The organism is Halorhodospira halophila, from assembly GCF_016653405.1.
GTDB lineage: Bacteria > Pseudomonadota > Gammaproteobacteria > Nitrococcales > Halorhodospiraceae > Halorhodospira > Halorhodospira halophila_A.
Genome location: NZ_NHSN01000025.1, coordinates 349,109 through 369,600, shown reverse-complemented (window position 1 = coordinate 369,600; position 20,492 = coordinate 349,109). Strand labels below are relative to the sequence as shown.

Annotated in this window: 18 protein-coding genes; 16 read left to right on the top strand and 2 right to left on the bottom strand. The window is 70.4% G+C overall.

Annotated elements, in window-relative coordinates:
- Positions 1 to 76: 76 nt before the first annotated feature.
- The gene (locus CCR79_RS11065) at positions 77 to 874 is read right to left on the bottom strand and encodes a class I SAM-dependent methyltransferase (RefSeq protein ID WP_201172399.1); all 798 of its coding nucleotides are present in this window, start codon (positions 872 to 874) and stop codon (positions 77 to 79) included.
- A 62-nt stretch (positions 875 to 936) separates the two neighbouring features.
- On the opposite strand from CCR79_RS11065, the gene CCR79_RS11060 reads away from it, so the two are divergent.
- From CCR79_RS11060 to CCR79_RS11040, 5 genes are all read left to right on the top strand, one after another.
- Positions 937 to 2,742 carry a PHA/PHB synthase family protein gene (locus CCR79_RS11060; RefSeq protein WP_201172396.1) on the top strand — a complete coding sequence of 602 codons (1,806 nt, stop codon included), beginning with the start codon at positions 937 to 939 and terminating at the stop codon, positions 2,740 to 2,742.
- Positions 2,743 to 2,831: 89 nt separating this feature from the next.
- Complete coding sequence (locus CCR79_RS11055; RefSeq protein WP_201172393.1) at positions 2,832 to 3,068, top strand: hypothetical protein; 237 nt, start codon at positions 2,832 to 2,834, stop codon at positions 3,066 to 3,068.
- 45 nt (positions 3,069 to 3,113) lie between these two features.
- On the top strand, positions 3,114 to 3,605 hold the full coding sequence (gene purE, locus CCR79_RS11050; RefSeq protein WP_201172390.1) for a 5-(carboxyamino)imidazole ribonucleotide mutase: 492 nt from the start codon (positions 3,114 to 3,116) through the stop codon (positions 3,603 to 3,605).
- Positions 3,602 to 4,756, top strand: coding sequence for a 5-(carboxyamino)imidazole ribonucleotide synthase (locus CCR79_RS11045; RefSeq protein ID WP_201172378.1), 1,155 nt, complete (start codon positions 3,602 to 3,604; stop codon positions 4,754 to 4,756). Before purE ends, CCR79_RS11045 begins: the two co-directional genes overlap by 4 nt.
- A complete protein-coding gene (locus CCR79_RS11040; protein ID WP_201172376.1) occupies positions 4,743 to 5,651 on the top strand; it encodes a recombination-associated protein RdgC in 909 nt (302 codons plus the stop codon). Before CCR79_RS11045 ends, CCR79_RS11040 begins: the two co-directional genes overlap by 14 nt.
- Positions 5,652 to 5,831: 180 nt before the next feature.
- Here the strand turns inward: CCR79_RS11040 and CCR79_RS11035 are convergent, their stop codons facing one another.
- Positions 5,832 to 6,485: an arylesterase gene (locus CCR79_RS11035; RefSeq protein ID WP_201172373.1), complete on the bottom strand. Its 654-nt coding sequence runs from the start codon at positions 6,483 to 6,485 to the stop codon at positions 5,832 to 5,834.
- Between the two features lie 15 nt (positions 6,486 to 6,500).
- On the opposite strand from CCR79_RS11035, the gene CCR79_RS11030 reads away from it, so the two are divergent.
- The 11 genes from CCR79_RS11030 to cysQ all read left to right on the top strand — a co-directional run bounded on the left by CCR79_RS11030 (position 6,501) and on the right by cysQ (position 20,473).
- The gene (locus CCR79_RS11030) at positions 6,501 to 7,211 is read left to right on the top strand and encodes an ABC transporter ATP-binding protein (protein ID WP_238633888.1); all 711 of its coding nucleotides are present in this window, start codon (positions 6,501 to 6,503) and stop codon (positions 7,209 to 7,211) included.
- Positions 7,208 to 9,715, top strand: a complete 2,508-nt coding sequence (locus CCR79_RS11025) for an ABC transporter permease (RefSeq protein ID WP_242510894.1) — start codon at positions 7,208 to 7,210, stop codon at positions 9,713 to 9,715. Before CCR79_RS11030 ends, CCR79_RS11025 begins: the two co-directional genes overlap by 4 nt.
- Positions 9,716 to 9,859: 144 nt before the next feature.
- Positions 9,860 to 11,341 carry a conjugal transfer protein TraF gene (gene traF, locus CCR79_RS11020; RefSeq protein ID WP_201172370.1) on the top strand — a complete coding sequence of 494 codons (1,482 nt, stop codon included), beginning with the start codon at positions 9,860 to 9,862 and terminating at the stop codon, positions 11,339 to 11,341.
- Positions 11,342 to 11,389: 48 nt separating this feature from the next.
- Positions 11,390 to 12,016, top strand: coding sequence for a hypothetical protein (locus CCR79_RS11015; RefSeq protein ID WP_201172345.1), 627 nt, complete (start codon positions 11,390 to 11,392; stop codon positions 12,014 to 12,016).
- A gap of 72 nt (positions 12,017 to 12,088) precedes the next feature.
- Complete coding sequence (locus tag CCR79_RS11010) at positions 12,089 to 13,315, top strand: LytR C-terminal domain-containing protein (RefSeq protein ID WP_201172342.1); 1,227 nt, start codon at positions 12,089 to 12,091, stop codon at positions 13,313 to 13,315.
- Positions 13,312 to 14,601 carry a conjugal transfer protein TraF gene (traF, locus tag CCR79_RS11005; RefSeq protein ID WP_201172339.1) on the top strand — a complete coding sequence of 430 codons (1,290 nt, stop codon included), beginning with the start codon at positions 13,312 to 13,314 and terminating at the stop codon, positions 14,599 to 14,601. Before CCR79_RS11010 ends, traF (CCR79_RS11005) begins: the two co-directional genes overlap by 4 nt.
- A gap of 120 nt (positions 14,602 to 14,721) precedes the next feature.
- Positions 14,722 to 16,479 carry a PHA/PHB synthase family protein gene (locus tag CCR79_RS11000; RefSeq protein ID WP_201172336.1) on the top strand — a complete coding sequence of 586 codons (1,758 nt, stop codon included), beginning with the start codon at positions 14,722 to 14,724 and terminating at the stop codon, positions 16,477 to 16,479.
- A 14-nt stretch (positions 16,480 to 16,493) separates the two neighbouring features.
- On the top strand, positions 16,494 to 17,810 hold the full coding sequence (locus CCR79_RS10995; RefSeq protein WP_201172334.1) for a bifunctional enoyl-CoA hydratase/phosphate acetyltransferase: 1,317 nt from the start codon (positions 16,494 to 16,496) through the stop codon (positions 17,808 to 17,810).
- Positions 17,811 to 17,824: 14 nt separating this feature from the next.
- Positions 17,825 to 19,000, top strand: coding sequence for an acetate/propionate family kinase (locus tag CCR79_RS10990; RefSeq protein WP_201172332.1), 1,176 nt, complete (start codon positions 17,825 to 17,827; stop codon positions 18,998 to 19,000).
- Positions 19,001 to 19,065: 65 nt separating this feature from the next.
- The gene (gene nudE, locus CCR79_RS10985) at positions 19,066 to 19,620 is read left to right on the top strand and encodes an ADP compounds hydrolase NudE (protein WP_201172330.1); all 555 of its coding nucleotides are present in this window, start codon (positions 19,066 to 19,068) and stop codon (positions 19,618 to 19,620) included.
- A gap of 28 nt (positions 19,621 to 19,648) precedes the next feature.
- A complete protein-coding gene (cysQ, locus tag CCR79_RS10980) occupies positions 19,649 to 20,473 on the top strand; it encodes a 3'(2'),5'-bisphosphate nucleotidase CysQ (protein ID WP_201172328.1) in 825 nt (274 codons plus the stop codon).
- Positions 20,474 to 20,492: the final 19 nt, after the last annotated feature.

Below are 20,492 nucleotides of genomic sequence, written 5' to 3'. Positions count from 1 at the left end.
CCCGCGCCAGCGGACACCCTCGGGTGCCGCTGGCGCTTTCGTCCGGCCTCCCTTCCTCTCGACGCCGCCGTATATCCTAGCCCCGCTCGTAGATGTCGAAACGCACCGCCCGGCCGGATACCGCCCGGCTTGGCGGTGGGCCGGACACCGGGGCCGCGCGCTGCGGACGCTTGACCACCACCCGGCGGGTGGCGTGGGCCAGCGCCGCGGCCAGCAGGTCGGCTTCGGCCGGGGGCGGTGCGCTCGCGTGCAGGGCCCGCAGGACCTGCGCTGGGCGGCCGACGGCGCCGCGGGTGGCGCCGTCGGGGTACATCGGATCAACGTAGACCACCTCGCACGAGGCGGTGGGGAGCCGCCCCAGCACGTCGCGCAGATCCCCCGGTTGCAGGCGGATGCGCTCGGTCGTGGCGGCCAGCTGCGGCTCGGCGGCAGCCCGCTCGAGGGCGGCGGCGAGCAGGGCGGAGAGGACCGGGCTGCACTCGATCCAGGTCACCGAGGCGCCCAGAGCGGCGAGCACCCAGCCGTCCTGGCCGAGTCCGGCGGTGGCATCGACCACTGCCGTCTGCGGTCGTCTATGTAGCCCCACGGCGCGCGCCAACGGGTCGCGGCGGGGCGTGGAGCCGGCCACCCGGCGCTTCAGCTGCCGGTCCGCGAAGTCCACCGCCACCGGTCCGGGGGCGCGCCGGCCGAGCATCTGCAGCGCCGGCGGGTCGCCGGCGCGCAGCACCACCCCGGGGCCGGCGTCGGGGTGGGCGTCGAGTTGGGGCACGCCCAGGCGCTCGGCCCATGCGGCGGCGAGGGCATCGTCGCCGTCGGCCAGCACGCCGCGCAGCCCGGCATCGGTTGGCGCATCGCAACGCAATCCTGCGTGCATTAGTATGTTCCTCCGGAGACAAGACACCCGCGGGGCACGTGGCCCCGATCGCGAGGAGCGGTATGGCACAAGAGAACGGCACCCGGAACCAGGACATCGATTACGAGGCGCTCTCCCGGTCGCTGACCGAGATTACCGCCAAGAGTCAGGAGCTGGTGCAGGAGTTCCTGCAGCAGGAGCAGTCGACGCACCACGTGGCCATGGAGGATGCCGCGCAGATGGCGCAGCTGTTCCAGCAGCTGAGCGCGCGGGTGATGGCCGATCCGGCCCGCCTGATGCAGGTGCAGATGTCCTTCTGGCAGGACTACATGAGCCTGATGCAGAACGTGGCCCTGCGCTTCTGGGGGCTGGAGTCCGAGCCGGTGGCGCAGCCGGCCAAGGGGGATCGGCGCTTCCAGCACCAGCACTGGGAGGATCACCCCTTCTTCGATTTCGTTAAGCAGTCCTACCTCCTGGCGGCGGATCACACCCACGCGGTGGTCCGGGACGTGGAAGGGCTCGATGATCAGACCAAGAAGAAAGTGGATTTCTACACCCGGGCGTTCATCGACGCCATGGCCCCGTCGAACTTCGTGGCCACCAACCCCGAGGTGCTCGAGAAGACTGTCGAGACCGGCGGCCAGAACCTGCTGCAGGGGCTGAGCAATCTGCTCGACGACCTCAAGCGGGGTCGTGGCCGGCTCGACATCAAGATGACCGACTACGACGCCTTCGAGGTCGGCACCAACCTCGCCACCACCCCGGGGCAGGTGGTCTACCAGAACGAACTCATGCAGCTCATCCAGTATGAGCCCACCACCGCCGAGGTCCACAAGCGGCCCCTGCTGCTGGTGCCGGCGTGGATCAACAAGTACTACATCATGGATCTCAACAGCGAGAAGTCCATGGTGAAGTGGCTGGTGGATCAGGGCCATAGCGTATTCATCATCAGCTGGCGCAACCCCGACGAGAGCCTGGCCGAGAAGCGCTTCGAGGATTACATGCTCGAGGGGCCGGTGACGGCCATGGATGTCGTCCAGGAGATCACCGGCAGCGACGAGATGAACCTGGTTGGCTACTGCCTCGGCGGGACCCTGTCGGCTTGCACCCTGGCCTGGCTGGCGGCCCGCGGGGACCGGCGCATTCAGGCCGCGACCTTCCTGACCTGCATGCTCGACTTCGAGTACCCCGGTGAGCTGGAGGTCTTCCTCGACGAGGAGCAGATCGCCACGCTGGAGCGGCGCATGAGCCGGAAGGGCTATCTGGAGGGTCGGTACATGTCCACGACCTTCAACATGCTCCGCGCCAACGACCTGATCTGGTCGTTCTTCGTGAACAACTACCTCAAGGGCGATGAGCCGTTCCCCTTCGATCTGCTCTACTGGAACTCCGATTCCACCAACATGCCCGCCAAGATGCATAGCTTCTACCTGCGCAACATGTATCAGCGCAACCTGCTCAAGGAGCCGGGTGCCCTGGAGCTGGCGGGGGAGGCCATCGACCTGGGCCGGGTCGACATCCCGGCCTACTTCATGTCGGCCAAGGAAGACCACATCGCCCCCTGGAAGAGCACCATCCGTGGCCCGCGGCTGCTCTCCGGTCCTACCCGCTACGTGCTTGGCGGATCCGGCCACATCGCCGGCGTCATCAATCCGCCCCACAAGAACAAGTACGGCTACTGGACCAACACCGCCAAGACGGTGGATCAGGATGAGTGGCTGGCCGGGGCCGAGGCCCACGAGGGCTCATGGTGGAACGACTGGGGGCAGTGGCTGGCCGGCCACGGCGGCGAGAGCGTTGCTGCACGGAAGGTCGGGTCGAAAAAGCACGCCCCGATCGAGCCGGCACCGGGCTCCTACGTCCGCCACGGCGTGCTCTACGGCGACTGAAGCCATCTTCCGGGTCGGGCGGGCTGGTGTCGACGGCCGGCCCGGATTACACTTATTCACTGATGCAAACTTGCGGGCAGCGCGTTGCCATGGACGTGACCGCTTTCAATCCGGCGGGGATGCAGGCCATCCACCGCGCGGACGAGGGCCTGACCCGGACCGCCGCCCAGGTGGCCCGGGTTACAGCGCAGTCCGATCCTCGCTCCGAGGAGATGCACACGGCGGTCATCCAGTCGCTGAGCTACGAGCAGCAGGGACACGCCGGCGTCCGCGTCGTGCGGGCCGTCGACGAGATGACCGGCACGCTGCTCAATATCCGCTCCTGACCTCCCGCCCGTGCTACAATTTTCGCTTTTGCGAGTGGACCCGTTATGACCGACGCGCAGCCGTTAGTGGGCGTCGTGATGGGCAGCAGTTCCGATTGGGACACCCTCTCCGGCGCCGCCGAGGTGCTTCGTGACTTCGAGGTGCCCCATGAGGCCCGAGTGGTCTCTGCCCACCGAACCCCGCAACTGATGGCCGACTACGCCGCCGAGGCCGAAGAGCGCGGCCTGCGGGCGATCATAGCCGGCGCCGGCGGTGCCGCCCATCTGCCCGGCATGCTCGCCGCGCAGACCATCGTCCCGGTGCTCGGGGTGCCGGTGCAGTCGAAGGCCCTTAACGGCCTCGACTCGCTGCTGTCCATCGTCCAGATGCCGGCCGGCGTGCCCACCGCCACCTTCGCCATCGGCACCGCCGGCGCGCGCAATGCGGCGCTCTTTGCGGTGGCCATGCTCGCCCGCGAGGATCCGCGCTACGCCGACGCGCTCAAGGCCTTCCGCACCCAGCAGGCCGAGCGCGTCTATGGGGAGGAGCTCTCATGACCGTCGCCGCGCCGATCTTGCCGGGAGCGGCCATCGGCATCCTCGGTGCCGGCCAGCTCGGCCGCATGCTCGCCGTGGCCGCGCGGCGTTCCGGCTACCGGGTCCACGTCATCGCCCCCGGCGCCGGGCAGGCCCCGGCCGGGCAAGTGGCCGATGTCGTGCACGACGCCGAGCCCACGGCGGAGCTGCTGCGCAGCCTGGCTGGCGAGCTGAGCGTGCTGACCTACGAGTTCGAGAATCTGCCCCGGGGGGCCGTCGAGGCCGCCGCGGAGTGCCTACCGGTGCGGCCGTCCCCCCACGCCCTCGCGACGACGCAGAACCGCGCCCTGGAGAAGACCTTCCTGCGCCAGCACGGCCTGCCCACGGTCCCCTTCGAGTCCGTCCGCGGGGCCGCGGAGGCGGCCGCTGCCGTGGAACGTCTCGGTGCCCCGGCGGTGATCAAGAGCGCCGGGCTGGGTTACGACGGCAAGGGCCAGGCGGGGGTGGATAGCGTCGAGGCCGTGGCCGCTGCATGGCCGGCCATCGGTGCCGAGGAGGCGGTGGTCGAGGCGCGTATCGATCTGGCCATGGAGGTCTCGGTGGTGGCCGCCCGCGGCGTGGATGGCCGTTTTGTCCACTACGGGGTGACCGAGAATCGCCACCGGGACCACATCCTCGATCTGTCGGTCAGCGATGCCGACCTCGACCCGGCGTTGTGTCAGCAGGCCGTGGAGATCGCCCGGGTGGTGGGAGAGGGGCTCGACGCCGTCGGCACCTACTGCGTCGAGTTCTTCATCGACGCCGGCGGACAGCTGATGGTCAACGAGATCGCCCCGCGGCCGCACAACTCCGGCCACCTGACCATCGAGGGGGCGGTCACCTCACAGTTCGACCAGCAGTTGCGTGCCATCTGCGGCTTGCCCCTGGGTAGCACCCGGCGGTTGACCCCGGCGGCCATGGTCAACCTGCTCGGCGATGTCTGGGATGCCGGCACCCCGCCCTGGGACGAGGTCTTCGCCGACCCGGCGGCCACCCTCCACCTCTACGGCAAGGGCGCGCCGAGCCCCGGCCGCAAGATGGGCCACATCACCGTGCTCGGCGACGACCGGCAGGAGGCCGCCGACCGAGCCCTGAAGCTGCGCAACCGACTGGCCCCCCATGTGGTTTCGTAACCTGATCCCCTACCGCCTGCGCGATGACGTCGCTTACGACCCCGAGACCGCCGACCAGCGCCTGGGTGCGCTCGCCTTCACGCCCTGCGGGGCACTGGAGCCGAGCCGCAGTGGGTTCGTACCGCCGCTCGGCCCCGGGGCGCCGCTGGTGCACGCCGCCGCCGGCAGCCTGCTCTTCTGTCTGCAGGAGGAGACGAAGCTGCTGCCCGCGGCGGTGATTCGCGAGGCTATGGACGAGCGCATCAGCGCCGTGGAGGCGGCCGAGCATCGCAAGGTGCGCAAGCGCGAGCGCGACCGCATCCGCGACGAGGTGGTCACCGACCTGATGCCGCGGGCATTCAGCCGCCACAAGCGGACCTGGGGCTACCTGGATACTGAGGCCGGCTACCTGGTGGTGGACGCCGGCTCCGAGAAACAGGCCGAGCACTTCGTCGAGCAGCTGCGCGAGGCGTGGGGGGATCTCACCCTCAGTCCGCCGGAGACCGAGATGGGGCCGGGGACCATCATGACCCGCTGGCTGGCGCAGCAGCAGTTGCCCGGTGACCTGGAGCTAGGCGAAGAGGCGGTGCTCGAGGACCCCAACGCCGAGGGTTGCGAGGTCCGCGTCAAGCGCCAGGACCTGACCTCCGACGAGATGCGTGCCCACATCGATGCCGGCAAGCGCGTTCGCCGGCTGGCGGTGACCTACAGCGAGCGGCTCAGCGCGGTGCTCGACACCGACTTGAGCCTGCGCCGCCTGAAATTCCACGACGTCATCCGCGAGCAGGCCGGCGACCGCGACCCGGAGAGCCAGGCCGAGCAGCTCGATGCCGACTTCTCGCTGATGACCCTTGAGCTGCGCACCCTGATCCCGCGCATGATGGAGTGGTTCGGCGGCGAGAAAGCCACCTCCTGATACCTGCCCCCAGGGGCGACCGACGATCACCGCCGGCGGGGGCGTGCTGGCGCCGGTGCCGACCTGGGGACGCTACCCGCCCACCTTTGGGGGCTCCACGCTCGCCGTCCCTGGCGAGCGAGGCCCCTGGCCGACCCCGGCCTCACCCCGCCCTCGCCGGTCGGGGGCGTCAGTCAGCCGTCAGGAGGGGGCGTCGAGTAGCTCGCGCAGGGTCTCCCACACCCGCTCGGCGATCTTCGGCTGCGCCTCGGCGGTGGGGTGGACCCCGTCGTTCTGCATCATCCCGTCCCGGTCCCAGACCCCATCGAGGAGAAAGGGGATCACCGGCAGGTCGTGCTCTTCGGCCAGTTCGGGGTAGATGGCCGCGAACTGCTCGGTGTAGGTTCGCCCGTAGCTCGGTGGGATGCGGATGCCGATCAGCAATACCTGGCTGTCCGCCTCGTGGGCCTGCTCGATCATCCGCGCCAGGTTGCTGCGGATCCGCTCCGGGGGTTGGCCGCGCAGGCCGTCGTTGCCCCCGAGCTGGAGCAGGACGATCTCCGGCTCGTGTTCCTGGAGGGCGTCGGGCAGGCGCCGGGTCCCGCCGCTGGTGGTCTCGCCACTGCGGCTGACGTTGGTCACCCGGTGGGGCAGGTCGGCCTCGTCCAGGCGTGTCTCGAGTAGAACGGGCCACGCCTCGTCGCGGTCGAAGCCGTAGGCGGTGGAGAGTGAATCGCCGAAGACCAGGATGGTCGGACGCTCGGCGGCGGCCGCCGCCGGCGCCAGGAGCAGCGCCAGTGCCGCGGCGAACAACGCCCGGCGCAGGGGCAAAAAGAAGCAGCCGGTACCAGCCATAGGAGCGAACACCCGATGCTGAAGGAAGAAGCCGACGCCCCCGCCGCGGCGGGCACCCCTCACCCGGCGCTGGAAGCCCGCGGCCTGGGGATGCGCTTTCGTGGCCCCGACGGCGAGGTCGTCCTGTTCGATAACCTGAATCTTACCATCCGCCACGGCGAGAGCGTCGCCATCCTGGGGGCCTCGGGCTCCGGTAAATCGACCCTGCTCGGGCTGCTGGCCGGCCTGGAGCAGCCCGCCAGCGGGCAGGTCTGTGTCGACGGCGAGGAGCTGACCGCGCTGGACGAGGACGGGCGTGCGGCAGCGCGGGCCGGACGCATCGGTTTTGTCTTCCAGGCCTTCCATCTGCTCGGCGGGCTCTCGGCGCTGGAGAACGTGCGCCTGGCCTTGGAACTCTCCGGCCGTGGTGGCGACGGTGAGGCGGCGGCTGCGGCGCTGCAGCGGGTGGGGCTGGGGCATCGCCTGCACCATACCCCCGAGCGGCTCTCCGGCGGCGAGCAGCAGCGGGTGGCCATCGCCCGCGCCTTCGTGACGGAGCCGCGGCTACTAATGGCCGACGAGCCCACCGGCAACCTGGACGACACCATCGGTGCCCAGGTGGTGGACCTGCTCTTCGACCTCAACCGGGAGCACGGCACCACCCTGATCCTGGTTACCCACGATCCCTCGGTGGCCGAGCGCTGCGAGACCGTCTATCGCTTCCGCGAGGGGGTGCTGGCCCGATGAGCGCCCCGAACTCTGCGATTGGCACCACGCTGCGGCTAGCCGCGCGCTTCCTGCGACGCGATCTGGCCGCCGGCCGGCTGGGGATCCTCGCCGCCGCGCTGGTTGTGGCTGTGGCCGCGGTGACCGCCGTTGGGTGGCTGGGCGACCGGGTGGGGGCGGCCACCACCGAGCGCGCGGCGGAGCTGATCGCCGCCGATCGCCTGGTGCGCACCGACGACGCCGCTCCGCAGGCGTGGCTGGACGAGGCCCGCGAGCGCGGCCTGCAGGCGGCGCGCACCGTGGAGTTCCCCACCGTGGTGGCTGCCGATGGCAGCACGCGCCTGGTCTCCGCCAAGGCGGTGGAGGTCGGCTACCCCCTGCGCGGTGAGCTGCGCTACGCAGAGGATCGCGAGAGCGCCGACCGGGTGGCGGAGCAGCGCCCGCAGCCGGGTGAGGCCTGGGTTGAGCCGCGACTGCTCGACCTGCTCGGCGCCGAGCTCGGCGGATCGCTGGAGGTCGGCGACAGCGAGCTGCCCATGACGCGGCTGGTTACCGCCGAGCCCGATCGTGCCGGCATGTTCGGCACCGTGGCGCCCCGGGTGCTGATGGCCTGGGAGGACATCGCAGGTACCGGGTTGGTGGGCGAGGGCGCGCGGGTGAGCCACGCCCTGCTGCTCGCCGGCCCCGATGCCGAGCTGGATGCCTTCGCTGAGTGGCTGCGCGGGGCGGATGGCCCGGAGGCCGAGGTGCTTACCGGCACCGAGGCGCAGCCGGCCATCCAGGAGATCGTCGGCCAGGCGGAGCGCTTCCTGGGCCTGGCAGCGCTGATCACGGTGGTGGTGGCCGCCGCCGCGGTGCTGCTCACCGCCCGGCACTATGCCGAGGCGCAGCTCGACCGCGTGGCGGTCATGCGCGTGCTCGGCGCTCGGCAGGGCCGGGTGGTGGCCATCCAGGCCGCGGTCCTCGGCGCGGTGGCGTTCGCCGCCGGCGTGCTCGGCGCGGCCATCGGCTTCGCCCTGCACGCGGTGATGATCGCCCTGCTGACCGATGTGCTGCCGCCCAACCTGCCACCTCCGGGGCCGCTGCCGGCCGTCTACGGGGTGGGCCTCGGGGTGGCCGCGGCGGCCGGGTTCGCCTTGCCCACGGCGGCGCGGCTGCGCCATGTGCCGCCCATGCGGGTGCTGCGGCGCACCGCAGGTGCCGGCGTGGTGCGGACCGGCGGGGCCTACGCCGTGGCGGCGGCGGTGATCGCCGCGCTCATGGTCTGGCGGGCCGGCGATCTCACCCTCGCCGGCGTGGTCCTGGCGGCCACGGCCGCCACCCTGGCCGCCCTGGCCATCGCTGCGTATGCCGCCGTGCGCCTGGCCGGCTGGCTGCGTGCGCGCAGCGGCTCGCGGCTGCTCTGGCTCACCGGGCCGAGCCGGCGTCCCGGCGCCACCGTGGTGCAGGTGGTGGCCGTCGGCCTGGGGCTGATGGCGCTGCTGCTGCTCTCGGCGGTCCGCGAGGACCTGCTCGATACCTGGCAGGCCGGCATCCCCGACGATGCGCCGGATACCTTCCTCATCGACGTGGCGCCGGAGGAGGTCGAGCCGCTGCAGGCCTTCCTGGCCGAGGAGTTGGACACCGAGGTGACCCTTTACGCCATCACCCGCGGCCGGCTCGACGCCATCAACGAGGACCGCGTCCGCCCCGGTGATTTCGAGTCGCCGCGGACCCAGCGCATGGTCGACCGGGATCTTAACCTCACCTGGGCCGAGACGCTGCCCGAGGACAACCGCGTGGTCGCCGGCGAATGGTGGGGCGACGACCCCGGTGCCGAGTGGTCGGTGGAGGCCGGTTACGCCGAGCGCGTGGGCATCGGCGTGGGCGACGAGATCAGCTTCGTCATCGACGGCGAGCCGGTTAGCGGTACGGTGACCTCGCTGCGCGAGCTGCGCTGGGACAGCTTCAATCCCAACTTCTTTGTCATCGCCGCGCCGGGGATGATCGATGCCCATCCGGAGTACATCACCAGCTTCCGCCTGGGGGATGCCGCCGAGCGGGTGCTGCCGGAGCTCAACGAGCGCTTCCCCGGGGCTACGCCGCTGGATATCGGGGCCATCCTGGAGACCGCCCGGCGAATCATCGGCCAGGGGGCACGGGTGGTGGAGCTGATGGCTGCTCTGACCCTGGTGGCCGGGGTGGTCGTGCTGCTCGCAGCGCTGCGCACGGCGGCGGCGCAGCGGCGCTTCGAGGCCTCGCTGCTGCGTGCCCTGGGCGCCTCGCGGCGACGGCTGGAGGCCATCGCGGTGGCCGAGCTCGCGGCCTCCGGGGCGCTGGCCGGGCTGCTGGCCGGCATCGCCGCCGCCTCGGGCGGCTACTTGGCGGCCCGGTACCTGTTCGATCTGACCTACGCCTTCCCCGGATCGGTGGTGGTGCTGGGTGCGGTCGTCGGCGCGGTGACGGTGGCCGGCGCGGGCTGGCTGGGGGCCCGCCGGGACTGGCGCAGCAGCCCCATGGAGCTGCTGCGCGGCGGCGAGTCCTGAGCCGCTAGGGCCCGGGCAACCGGCCGCACCCGCGGCCGGTTGCCCTGCGGCGATAAAATCCTTGTGATCTCTCGTGTTGTCGGGTAATTTCACCCCTATGGGCAGGCGCGCCCCGTGGCCTGCCGCACGGGAAGGGGGATCCCGATGAGAAGAGCACTCCTCGGTGCAGGCACCGGCCTGGCCGCCACCCTGGCCTGCACACCGCTGCTGGCCGCACCCTACCATCCGTCCGGCGCCAACCTCGCCTACGGTGAGATCAGCCACACCCAGGGGGTGATGGGCAGCGTCGCCAACCCCGCCTCCGGCGCCGCCATGCCGCGGGGCTTTCGCTTTGGCCTCGGTTCCCTCGGGGTCGGTTATGAGCTCGGCGAGGTGGACGACTTCCTCGACGCCTTCGAGACCTGGGCGGATGAGGGCGTCGACCGGAGCGCCCTGATCGACTCGGTCGGCGACTCAGTCGAAGACTTGGACTTCAGTGATATAAGCCCAAGCGATGATCCGAGTGATCTGGAAGAGTTTGAGGATCTCCTCGCTTCCATTGAGCGGCTGCTTGAGGTCGAGCAGGCAGGCGATACCCTGATCCAGTCGGTGGGCGACAACGCCGCGCTCAACCTTACCGGTGCCTTCCGTGCACTTACGCCCTTGGTGGTTAACCACGACGTTCTGGGCGGCGCCGTGAGCTTCGATATACACGGCAGCGTCAGTGGCCGGGTTGGCGTGATGACCGACGGGACCTTCGAGACCGGGTTGGCCGGTATCCCGCTGAGCTCGGATGATTGGGGTACAGATGGTAGCAAGTTCACCGCCACAGGCCCCGACGGCGTCGAGTGGACAATCGACGATGACAGCGTAAAAGAGGGCGGTGACGAAGTCGACATAGCCGACGGTAGCCTTGGTGTCTACTCCGACATGGAAGCCGCCGCCATTGGGCGCTTCTCCCTCGGCTACTCCGCCCGCACCTACAGCAGCCGCGACGGTGAGCTCTTCGTCGGCGGCCGCGGTCACTACTACCAGGCCGAGATGGCCCGGGCGGTCAGCGAGATCGACGACGACGCGCTGGATACCCTGAGTGACGACTTCTCCGACAGCCGCTCCAGCGACGACGCCTTCGGCGTCGATCTGGGCCTGCTCTGGGTGGCGCGCAACTACCAGGTCGGGCTGACCGGCAAGAACCTCAACGAGCCGAGCCTCGACTACCCGGAGATCGCCGGCTACGACGACTTGCCTGCCTCGGTGCAGGACCGGGTCAGTCGCACCAAGAGCTACACCCTGGAGCGTCAGGGCACGGTGGAGGCTTCGCTCCACTCGCCCAATCGGCGCTGGATGCTCGGCTTCAGTCACGATCTCAACAGCGTCGAGGGGCCCCACGGCGCTGAGAACAACAACGAGTACCAGTGGACGGCGGTGGGCGTGGGCTATGCCAGTGAGAGCTATCTCTGGCCGGGGTTCCGGCTCGGCTACCGGACCAATAACGCCGGCAGCGAGCTGTCGTACATCACCGGCGGCTTGACCCTGTTCCGCGTCCTGAACATCGACGCCGCGGTGAGTACCGACGATGTGGAGCACGACGGTTCCTCCGTGCCCCGCTCGGCGCTGGTCAATGTCGGCCTCGAACTCGGATTCTAGCCGCCCACCGGCGGCCCATGTGTGACGTATTGCCTTGGGGGGAGACCCATGCAGCAGAAAAGCCTAGGGATCATCGCCATCGTCGGTGCCGGCCTGGTGGCGGCGGGGTGCAGCACCACCTCCAGTTATACCGACTACGACGAGCGCGCCTTTTACTCCGGTGGTACCGCCGGCAACCTTCCCTACGTGGAAATCGGCCCGGTGGAGGCCTCGGCCCGCGGCTTTGCCTGGACCAGTTGCGACGCGCTGGTTGATCAGGTCGCCGACGAGCTGGCCGAGCAGGCCGCGGAGAAGGGTGGCAATGCTCTGATCAACGTGCGCTGGACCAACCTCGACGACGGCTCCACCACCGCCGAGCCGATCTGCACTACCGGTTGGGGGTGGTTCGCCTTGGCCGGCGTCGGCGGCCTGCACCCTTGGGTGCGGGGCACCGAGGCCCGCGCGGTGGTGGTCTTCGCCGATGATGAGCGGCTCGAGGAGCTTGGCGGACGCGTGACTGAGTTGCGCGAGCAGCTGGCCCGGGAGCGCGCCGAGGCCCGGCGGGCGGCGCGAGAGGAAGCGGCCGAAGAGGCTGCCGCGGAACAGGACCGGGCCGAGGAGCAGGACGAGGCTGAGGAGCAGAACGAGGGCCAGGGAGCGGCCGATGACGAAGCCGGCGGAGATGCTGAATCGTAGCCTTTCACAGCATTCAAGGCGCGCGTTGGTCGGCCGTTAACCGGGGATAGGTTTTTCCGATAAGGCCTTCCCATGGATCGGACATTCGTAGCAGTGCTGGGCCTGTTGCTGGCCGCGGTGAGCACCGCGGCCAGCGCCGCGGATCCCGCCGGGGTCCGCGGCGCCGAGGTTCTTGAGGATGGGGCTGCCGTGCACGCCCTGTCCGTTGGCCGTCAGAGCTGGTCGGGCTCGGAGCGGGAAGATGCGCAGCTCATCGAGCCCCGGGTCCGCTACGGGTTGCCCGCCGGCTACGAGATCGGTCTCTCCGCCAACCACCGGTCGCAGGGCGATGACGGCAATGGCCTGCGCCACTTGGCCCTGGAGGCGGCGACGCCGCTGCGCCGGGAGCCGGGCGCAGCGGACATCACCCTGGCCGGCTACGGCACCGTCGCCCCGGCCGACGGCGACTCGGGCATCGGCAGCGGCAGCCACAACCTTGGTCTCGGCTTGCACCTGAGCGACGACCTGGGCGCCACGCGGCTGCACAGCAGTGTGGCGGTGGAGCGGGCCGATGTGGCGGAGATCGACGGTCAGCCCGGCTACCGCGCCGTCAACCGGCTGCGCTACGGGGCCCGCGCCGAGCACCGCGTGGCCGCGTCCCTCGATCTCACCCTGGAGGCGGCCGCCGTCTACGGGGTCAGCGGCGACGAGGTGCAGAACCAATTCGGGCTCGCCCTGCGCCCCGGGGTGCGCCTCCACCTTGGTCCCACCATCGATCTTGCCCTCAGCGCCGGGCGTGATCTGCCGGACAGCGGGGTCGAGCCCACGAATACCGTGACGGCCCAGCTTACCCACCGCCCGCAGCCGGCGCCGTCGCGGCGCGAGCTGGTGGCACGGGTCGAGCACCTGGAAGCCGCCCACGCCAGCACCCGGGCCCGGGCCGCCATGGAGGCCGGCCGGGCCGACGAGCAGCGCGAGCGGATCGAGCTGCTGCGCCGCCGCGCCGGGCAGCTCGACGTCGAGGTCATCAACGCCTCCGGCGAGGTGGGAATGGGTCGGGCCATGGCGGATCGCGTACGGGAGGAAGGGCACTACGTGGTGCGCGTCCAGGACTCGGCGCACGGCCGCGATGGCCAGCAGACCACGCACATCCGCTACCGTCCCGGCCACGGCGAGCAGGCCGTCGCCCTGGGTGAGTCCCTGGAGCGGATCCAGGAGGTGACCGAGGGCGAACTGCCCCGCGGGGCCGATGTCCGCATCCTGGTGGGCCGGGATCAGCGCGAACCCCTGGGGCACGGTGCAGAGGAGGATGGATCGTGAGCCGCCGTCGCAGTCTGTATCTGGCCGGCGCCCTGGCGGTGGCCGCCGCGCCCGCCGCGGCGCTGGCGGCGGCCCCCGGCGCCGCGGTGAGCCCGGGGTTCACCCTGGGTGCCACCAGTCACCCCCACGCCCTAGGGGGGCTCGCCAACCCCGCCGGTGCCGCCGCCCGACCCGGGCAGCGGCACGTGGGGCTTGGCTCGGTGAGCGCCGGGGCCGAGCTGGGCCCGGTGGACGGTTTCATCGACCGCCTGGACGACGCCCTGGAGGCGGACCTTGACGAGGAGGACGAGTTCCTTGAGTTCATCGATTTCTTCGAGGTGGCCGTGGAGGACGGTTACCTCAAGCTCGGCGGCGCCGCCCAGCTCCCGCTGACGCCGGTGGTGGTGCCGCTGAGCGAGGAGCGCGGCGACGCCCTAACCGTGGAGGCCCGCGGCTCCGGGCAGGCGCGGCTGGGCCTGCTCTTCGACGACGGCGGTTTCCCGGGGGGCACTTGGGATCCGGACGATCCCGAGGTGGCCTTCCAGATCCAGGATGCCACGATCCGGGAGCTACGCTTGGGGTATGCGCGCCCGCTGGTCGTCCGCGAGCAGGGGCGACTGGTGGGCGGTGCCCGGCTGAACATGATCCAGGGCGAGCTCTCCCAGGCGGTCATCCCCTTCGACGAGGTGGAGGATGACGACACCGCCGATGTCCTCGATGACGCCCTGCGCGACGACACCGAGGCCACCACGCGGCTCGGCGTCGACCTTGGCGCGCTGTGGGTGGCCGAGCGCTGGCAGGCCGGGGCGACGTTGCGCAACGTCAACGAGCCGAGCCTCGACTACCGGCGCATCGGCACGGACTGCGATGACTACGATACGGACAGCACCGCCCGGTCGCGCTGTGATGCCGCCGCGCAGTTCATCGACAGCGGTGAGCTGGAGGCCCGCCCGGACTACACCCTGGAGCGGCAGCTCGGTCTCGAGGGCGCCGTCTACACCCCGGACCGGAGCTGGGTGGTGGCCGGCTCGCTGGACGCCAACGGCGTGGAGGACGCCTTTGGCGACGACCACCAGTGGGCCACGGTGAGTGTTTCGGCCGCCCCGCCCCAGGGCTGGCTGCCCGGTGTGCGCTTCGGCTACCGCAAGAATCTCACCGGCTCCGAGCTCGAGTACATCACCACCGGCCTGACGCTGTTCTCGGTCATCGATCTGGACCTGGCCTACGCCCGGGATTCGGTGGAGCACGACGACGAGTCCTACCCGCGCTCACTGATGTTCAGCGTTGGTGCCGGGGTGACCTTCTGAGCCGGTGTTGCGGCGGGGGGTTCCTTGACACGCAGCGCTTCCGGGGCCAGATTGTGCAGTGCGACACGGCGCCCGCGGGCGCCGCGAGCGGCCCGTTGGCAACGTCGAGGAAGCCCCACCATGGTCCACCCCCTGATGCCCGAGTTCGAGGAAGGTGAGCGCGAAGCGCTGACCGTTGATCGCCTGTTCCACGCCGGCCTGGGCCGGATGACCCTCGGGCTGTCGCCGGCGGCGTTGTCGCTGGCCACCTTCGACTGGGCCGTGCATCTGTCCAGCCACCCGGGCAAGCAGTTCGCGCTCATGGACGAGGCGATGCGCAACACCCTGCGCTACAACGCCTACGTCTTTAGTCGCCTGACCGGCACCTGCCCGGAGCCCTGCACCAAGCCGTGGTCCGGGGACGACCGTTTCAGCGCCGAGCAGTGGCACCGTTTCCCCTACGACGTGCTTGAGCAGGGCTTCCTGCTGACCCAGCAGTGGTGGCACAGCGCCACGACGGGCATTCGTGGGGTGAGCCAGCACCACGAGGACGTGGTTAACTTCATGGGCCGGCAGGTGCTCGACTTCTACTCGCCGTCCAACTTCCTGCCCACCAACCCCGAGGTCCTCGACGAGACCCTCAGCCAGGGCGGTGCCAACCTGGTACAGGGGTTCGCCAACCTGCTCGAGGACAGCGAGCGCACGATCAGCGGCCGCGCGCCGGTGGGCGCCGAGCAGTGGAAGGTGGGCGAGAACCTGGCGGTGACACCGGGCAAGGTGGTTTACCGCAACCGGATCATGGAGCTGATCCAGTACGAACCCACCACCAAGACCGTCTACCCGGAGCCGATCCTCATCTGCCCGGCGTGGATCATGAAGTACTACATCCTCGATCTGCGTCCGGGCAAGTCGCTCATCGAGTACCTGGTGGGCAAGGGCCACACGGTCTTCGTCATCTCCTGGAAGAATCCGGGGCGCGAAGATCGCGACCTGGGCATGGACACCTACCGCCGGGACGGTGTCATGGACGCCCTGGATGCGGTCTCGACCATCGTGCCGGAGCGCCAGATCCACGCCGTCGGCTACTGTCTGGGGGGCACGCTGCTGATGCTGGCCGCGGCCACCATGGCCCGCGACGGTGACGACCGCCTAGCCACGATGACCCTGCTCGCCGCCCAGGCCGACTTCACCGAGCCGGGCGAGCTGGACCTATTCATCGACGAGAGCCAGGTTACCTTCCTCGAGGACATGATGTGGGAGGAGGGCTACCTGGACGGCGCCAAGATGGCCGGTGCGTTCCAGCTGCTGCGCTCCAAGGACCTGATCTACTCGCGGCTGATCCACGACTACCTCATGGGCCAGCGCAGCCCGGTCATCGACCTGATGGCCTGGAACGCCGATACCACCCGGCTGCCGTACCGCATGCACAGCGAGTACTTGCGGGATCTGTTCCTGAACAACGACTTCGTCGAGGATCGCTACGACGTCGGTGGTCAGCCGATCCACATCGGCGATATCCAGGTGCCGACCTTTGCCGTAGGCACCGAAAAGGACCACATCGCGCCCTGGCGCTCGGTCTACAAGATCAACCGCTTCCTGCCGCGCGCCGATGTCACCTTTGCCCTCACCCAGGGCGGGCACAACGCCGGCATCGTCACGCCGCCGGGGCATCCCCGCCGCATCTACCGCAGCTTGGCGCGGCGGATCGGTGATCCCTACGTGCCTTCCCATGTCTTTCTCGAGAAGGCGACGGAGCAGCAGGGCTCGTGGTGGCCGGAGTGGGAGCAGTGGCTGCGCGAGCGTTCGGGCAACCGTGTGGCGCCGCCCGGCGTGGGGCAGAGCGAGGGCTCGTACCAGCCGCTGACCGACGCCCCCGGCACCTACGTGCTGCAGCAGTGAGCCGGGGTGTCTCGATGACGGTGCAGAATTTCCTCTTCGACGAGCTCCACCCCGGCCAGCAGGTGGAGACCACCAGCCGACTCAATCACCAGGATGTGCGCACCCTCGGCGAGGGCCTGTGGCCGGGGACGATGCTGGTCAACGCGGTTTGTACAGAGTTGCCTGGCCCCGGCACCCAGCCGGTGGCCCAGGATCTGATCTACCAGGGCAGTGTCGCCATCGGCGACGTGGTCACCATCACCCTGGAAGTGGTCGAGAAGGATGCCGAGACCGGGCAGGCGGTGATCGCCGCCCGCGCGGTCAAGGACACCGGCGACCCGGTGATCAGCGGACAGATCACCGTGCGCGTGCCCACTGAGCGCATCAACGGCGAGCCGGGCAGCCTGGCCGGGACCAGCAAGGGGCGGCGTCGGCAGCTCCACCGCCTGCTGCGCATGGCCGACGACCTGACGGCGATGAGCGTCGCCGTGGTCCACCCGGTGGACGCCCTGGCTCTACAGGGCGCCATGCAGGCGGCAGAGCACGATCTGATGACGCTCACCCTGGTCGGGCCCGAGCACAAGATCCGCACCGCCGCCGACGAGGCGGGGCTGGAGCTGGGGGCAACGCCGATCATCGACGTCGAGCACTCCCACCAGGCCGCCGAGGTGGCCGTGGACCTGGCCCGCCGCGGCGAGGTCGAGGGCCTGATGAAGGGCTCGCTGCACACCGACGAGCTGATGGGCGCGGTCGTCAGCCGGCAGAAGGGGCTGCGCACCGAGCGGCGCATCAGCCACGTCTACGCCATGGATGTGCCCACCTATCCGCGCCCGCTGCTGATCTCCGACGCGGCCATCAACATCGCCCCCAACCTGGCCTGCAAGCGGGATATCTGCCAGAACGCCATCGAGCTGGCCCACGCCCTCGGCGTGGCCGAGCCCAAGGTGGCCATCCTCTCGGCCACCGAGTCGGTGAACCCGGAGATCCCCTCGACCCTCGACGCCGCGGCGCTGTGCAAGATGGCCGACCGGGGGCAGATCACCGGCGGTCTGCTCGACGGCCCGCTGGCCTTCGACAACGCCATCTCCGAGAGCGCGGCGCGGACCAAGCGCATCCACTCGCGGGTGGCCGGCAACCCGGATATCCTCATCGCGCCCGATCTCGAGTCCGGCAACATGATGGCCAAGCAGCTCTACTACCTGGCTGATGCCGAGGCGGCGGGGATCGTTCTCGGCGCCCGGGTGCCCATCGTGCTCACCTCCCGGGCCGATGACGTCATCGCCCGGCTGGCCTCCTGCGCCATTGCGCTGCTGGTGGCTGACCGCCAGCGCCGCGGTCTGGCTCACCTCTAGCCGGAGGCGGCCCGATGCCCGACGACGCCATCCTCGTCCTCAACGCCGGCTCTTCCAGCGTCAAGTACGCGGTCTACCGGCACGGGGATGAAGACGCCCTGACCCTGCACCTGCGTGGCCAGGTGGAGGGGATCGGGGCCGCGGCACGGCTGCACGTGGATGATCTGCAGGGGGCGGTCGCCACCCGCGAGCTGCGGGCCGGTGCCGACCACGATGCGGCGCTGTCGGCCGTGCTCGACGCGGTTCGCGCCCATCTGGGCGAGCTGAATCTGGTGGCCGCCGGGCACCGCATCGTCCACGGTGGCCAGGCGCACAGCGCGCCGGTGGTCATCGACGCGGCGGTGCTCGAGGCCCTGCACCAGCTCGAGCCCCTGGCGCCGCTGCACCAGCCGCACAACCTCGCCGCTGTCGAAGCGGTGCGCCGGGTGGCGCCGGAACTGCCCCAGGTGGCCTGCTTCGATACCGCCTTCCACCGCACCCAGCCGGCGGTCGCCCAGCGCTTCGCCCTGCCGCGTGCCTACGAGCAGCGTGGCGTGGTCCGCTACGGCTTCCACGGCCTCTCCTACGAGTACATCGCCGCCCGCCTGCCGGAATACGATCCGGCCGCCGCGGCAGGGCGCACCGTGGTCGCCCACCTGGGCGCCGGCGCCAGCCTCTGCGCCCTGGCCGGCGGGCGCAGCGTGGCCACGACGATGGGCTTTACCGCCTTGGACGGTCTGCCCATGGGGCAGCGCTGCGGCAACATCGACCCCGGGGTGATCCTGCACCTGCTCCAGCAGGAGGGGATGACGGCGGCGGAGGTCGAGCGCCTGCTCTACCGCGAGTCCGGGCTGCTGGGCGTCTCCGGGCTCTCCGCCGACATGCGCGTGCTCCTCGACAGCGACGACCCGGCCGCCGAAGAGGCGGTGGATCTCTTCTGCCACCGTACGCTGCGCGAGATCGGTGGCCTGGCTGCGGTCCTCGGCGGGCTGGACGCTGTGGTCTTCACCGCCGGGATCGGCGAGCACGCCACGCCGGTGCGCCGGCGCATCCTCGAGGGGCTGGCCTGGCTCGGCCTGGAGCTCGACGGCGCCGCCAACGAGGCCGGTGGACCCCGGCTGACCGCGGCGGGCAGCGCCCTTCGCGCCTGGGTTATCCCCACCGACGAGGAGCGGGTCATCGCCGCCCACACCGCCCGCCTGGCCGCCTGAGGCGGCGCTCGCCGCCGCCGGGGCGGGGGATGTACAATGGCCCGACGCGAAGAAAGGCAGGGCCGATGAGCGATCGCTACCCGGAGACGCTCCACCGCAGCACCGTTGCCCGCTCGCGGCTGTTTCGCATCGAGTCGGTGGGGCTGCGCTTTCGTAACGGCGTCGAGGTGGAGTACGAGCGACTGGGGGGCAGCGCAGCCGGGGCGGTGCTGGTGGTCCCGGTGAACACCCGTGGCGAGGTGCTGCTCATCCGCGAGTACGCCGCCGGCACCGAGTGCTACGAGCTGGGGCTGCCCAAAGGCCGCGTGGAGCCCGAGGAGGACCCGCTGCGCGCTGCCAACCGCGAGCTCATGGAGGAGGTCGGCTACGGCGCCGAGCGGCTCACCGTGCTGCGCAGCGTCACCCTGGCGCCCGCCTACTTCAGTCACCGCACGCAGCTCATCCTCGCCGAGGGGCTCTACGAGCATCCCCTGCCCGGTGATGAGCCGGAGCCGATCGAGGTGGTGCCCTGGCCGCTGGAAGAGCTGGAACGGCTCCTCGGGCAGGCCGATCTGACCGAGGCGCGCTCGATTACCGCGCTGTTCCTGGCGCGGGATCACCTGGCGGCGCGCACGGCGTAATGCGCGCCCGAACGACACGGAAGGGATGATGGCAGAGCAACAGTGGCAGCGCTGGCTGGCGCCGGTGCAGGAGATCGCCGAGCAGGCCGGTGAGCGCATCATGGCGGTGTACCGCACCGCCGACTTCGAGGTAGAGGCCAAGGCGGACGACAGCCCGTTGACCCGGGCCGACCAGGCGGCCCACGACGCCATCCGGGCCGGGTTGGGCGGCCTGACCCCCGATCTGCCGCAGCTCTCGGAGGAGGGCGAGGACATCGAGCCGGCCGAGCGCGCGGCGTGGGGGCAGTACTGGCTGATCGACCCGCTGGACGGCACCCGGGAGTTCATCAAGCGCAACGGTGAGTTCACCGTGAACATCGCGCTGGTCGACGGCGGTCGCCCGGTGCTCGGCGTGGTGCACGCCCCGGATCTGGGGGTGACCTGGGCGGCTGCGGCAGGCGCCGGTGCTTGGCGCGAGGCCGGCGGAGAGCGGCGCGGCATCCGCACCCGGGCGGCCGAGCCGCCGCTGACCGCCGTGGTCAGCCGCTCCCACCGCGAGGCGGCGGTGTCCGATATCCTCGCCCGGCTGGGCGATTACCGCGAACTCTCGGTGGGCAGCTCGCTGAAGATCTGCCGCATTGCCGAGGGCGAGGCCGACCTGTACCCGCGCTTCGGGCCCACCTGCGAGTGGGACACCGGTGCGGCGCAGTGCGTGCTGGAGGCCGCCGGCGGTCGCCTGATGGACGTCGGCGGGGACCCGCTGCGTTACAACACCGGGGCGTCGCTGCTCAATCCCGATTTCATCGCCGTGGGCGACCCGGCCTACGACTGGGCGCGCATTACCGACGGCCTGCCCTGGGAGGCGCGACGCTAGGCCGCCAGCGGGGTACTTG

Bases quoted from the DNA above. Each gene is read 5' to 3' on its own strand.
- CCR79_RS11025 (WP_242510894.1), top strand. From the start codon at position 7,208: ATGAGCGCCCCGAACTCTGCGATTGGCACCACGCTGCGGCTAGCCGCG.
- CCR79_RS11060 (WP_201172396.1), top strand. From the start codon at position 937: ATGGCACAAGAGAACGGCACCCGGAACCAGGACATCGATTACGAGGCG.
- CCR79_RS11035 (WP_201172373.1), bottom strand. From the start codon at position 6,485: ATGGCTGGTACCGGCTGCTTCTTTTTGCCCCTGCGCCGGGCGTTGTTC.
- traF (WP_201172370.1), top strand. From the start codon at position 9,860: ATGAGAAGAGCACTCCTCGGTGCAGGCACCGGCCTGGCCGCCACCCTG.
- CCR79_RS11030 (WP_238633888.1), top strand. From the start codon at position 6,501: ATGCTGAAGGAAGAAGCCGACGCCCCCGCCGCGGCGGGCACCCCTCAC.
- nudE (WP_201172330.1), top strand. From the start codon at position 19,066: ATGAGCGATCGCTACCCGGAGACGCTCCACCGCAGCACCGTTGCCCGC.
- CCR79_RS11065 (WP_201172399.1), bottom strand. From the start codon at position 874: ATGCACGCAGGATTGCGTTGCGATGCGCCAACCGATGCCGGGCTGCGC.
- purE (WP_201172390.1), top strand. From the start codon at position 3,114: ATGACCGACGCGCAGCCGTTAGTGGGCGTCGTGATGGGCAGCAGTTCC.
- CCR79_RS11045 (WP_201172378.1), top strand. From the start codon at position 3,602: ATGACCGTCGCCGCGCCGATCTTGCCGGGAGCGGCCATCGGCATCCTC.
- CCR79_RS11010 (WP_201172342.1), top strand. From the start codon at position 12,089: ATGGATCGGACATTCGTAGCAGTGCTGGGCCTGTTGCTGGCCGCGGTG.
- CCR79_RS11040 (WP_201172376.1), top strand. From the start codon at position 4,743: ATGTGGTTTCGTAACCTGATCCCCTACCGCCTGCGCGATGACGTCGCT.
- CCR79_RS11015 (WP_201172345.1), top strand. From the start codon at position 11,390: ATGCAGCAGAAAAGCCTAGGGATCATCGCCATCGTCGGTGCCGGCCTG.
- CCR79_RS10995 (WP_201172334.1), top strand. From the start codon at position 16,494: ATGACGGTGCAGAATTTCCTCTTCGACGAGCTCCACCCCGGCCAGCAG.
- CCR79_RS11000 (WP_201172336.1), top strand. From the start codon at position 14,722: ATGGTCCACCCCCTGATGCCCGAGTTCGAGGAAGGTGAGCGCGAAGCG.
- CCR79_RS11055 (WP_201172393.1), top strand. From the start codon at position 2,832: ATGGACGTGACCGCTTTCAATCCGGCGGGGATGCAGGCCATCCACCGC.
- CCR79_RS10990 (WP_201172332.1), top strand. From the start codon at position 17,825: ATGCCCGACGACGCCATCCTCGTCCTCAACGCCGGCTCTTCCAGCGTC.
- cysQ (WP_201172328.1), top strand. From the start codon at position 19,649: ATGGCAGAGCAACAGTGGCAGCGCTGGCTGGCGCCGGTGCAGGAGATC.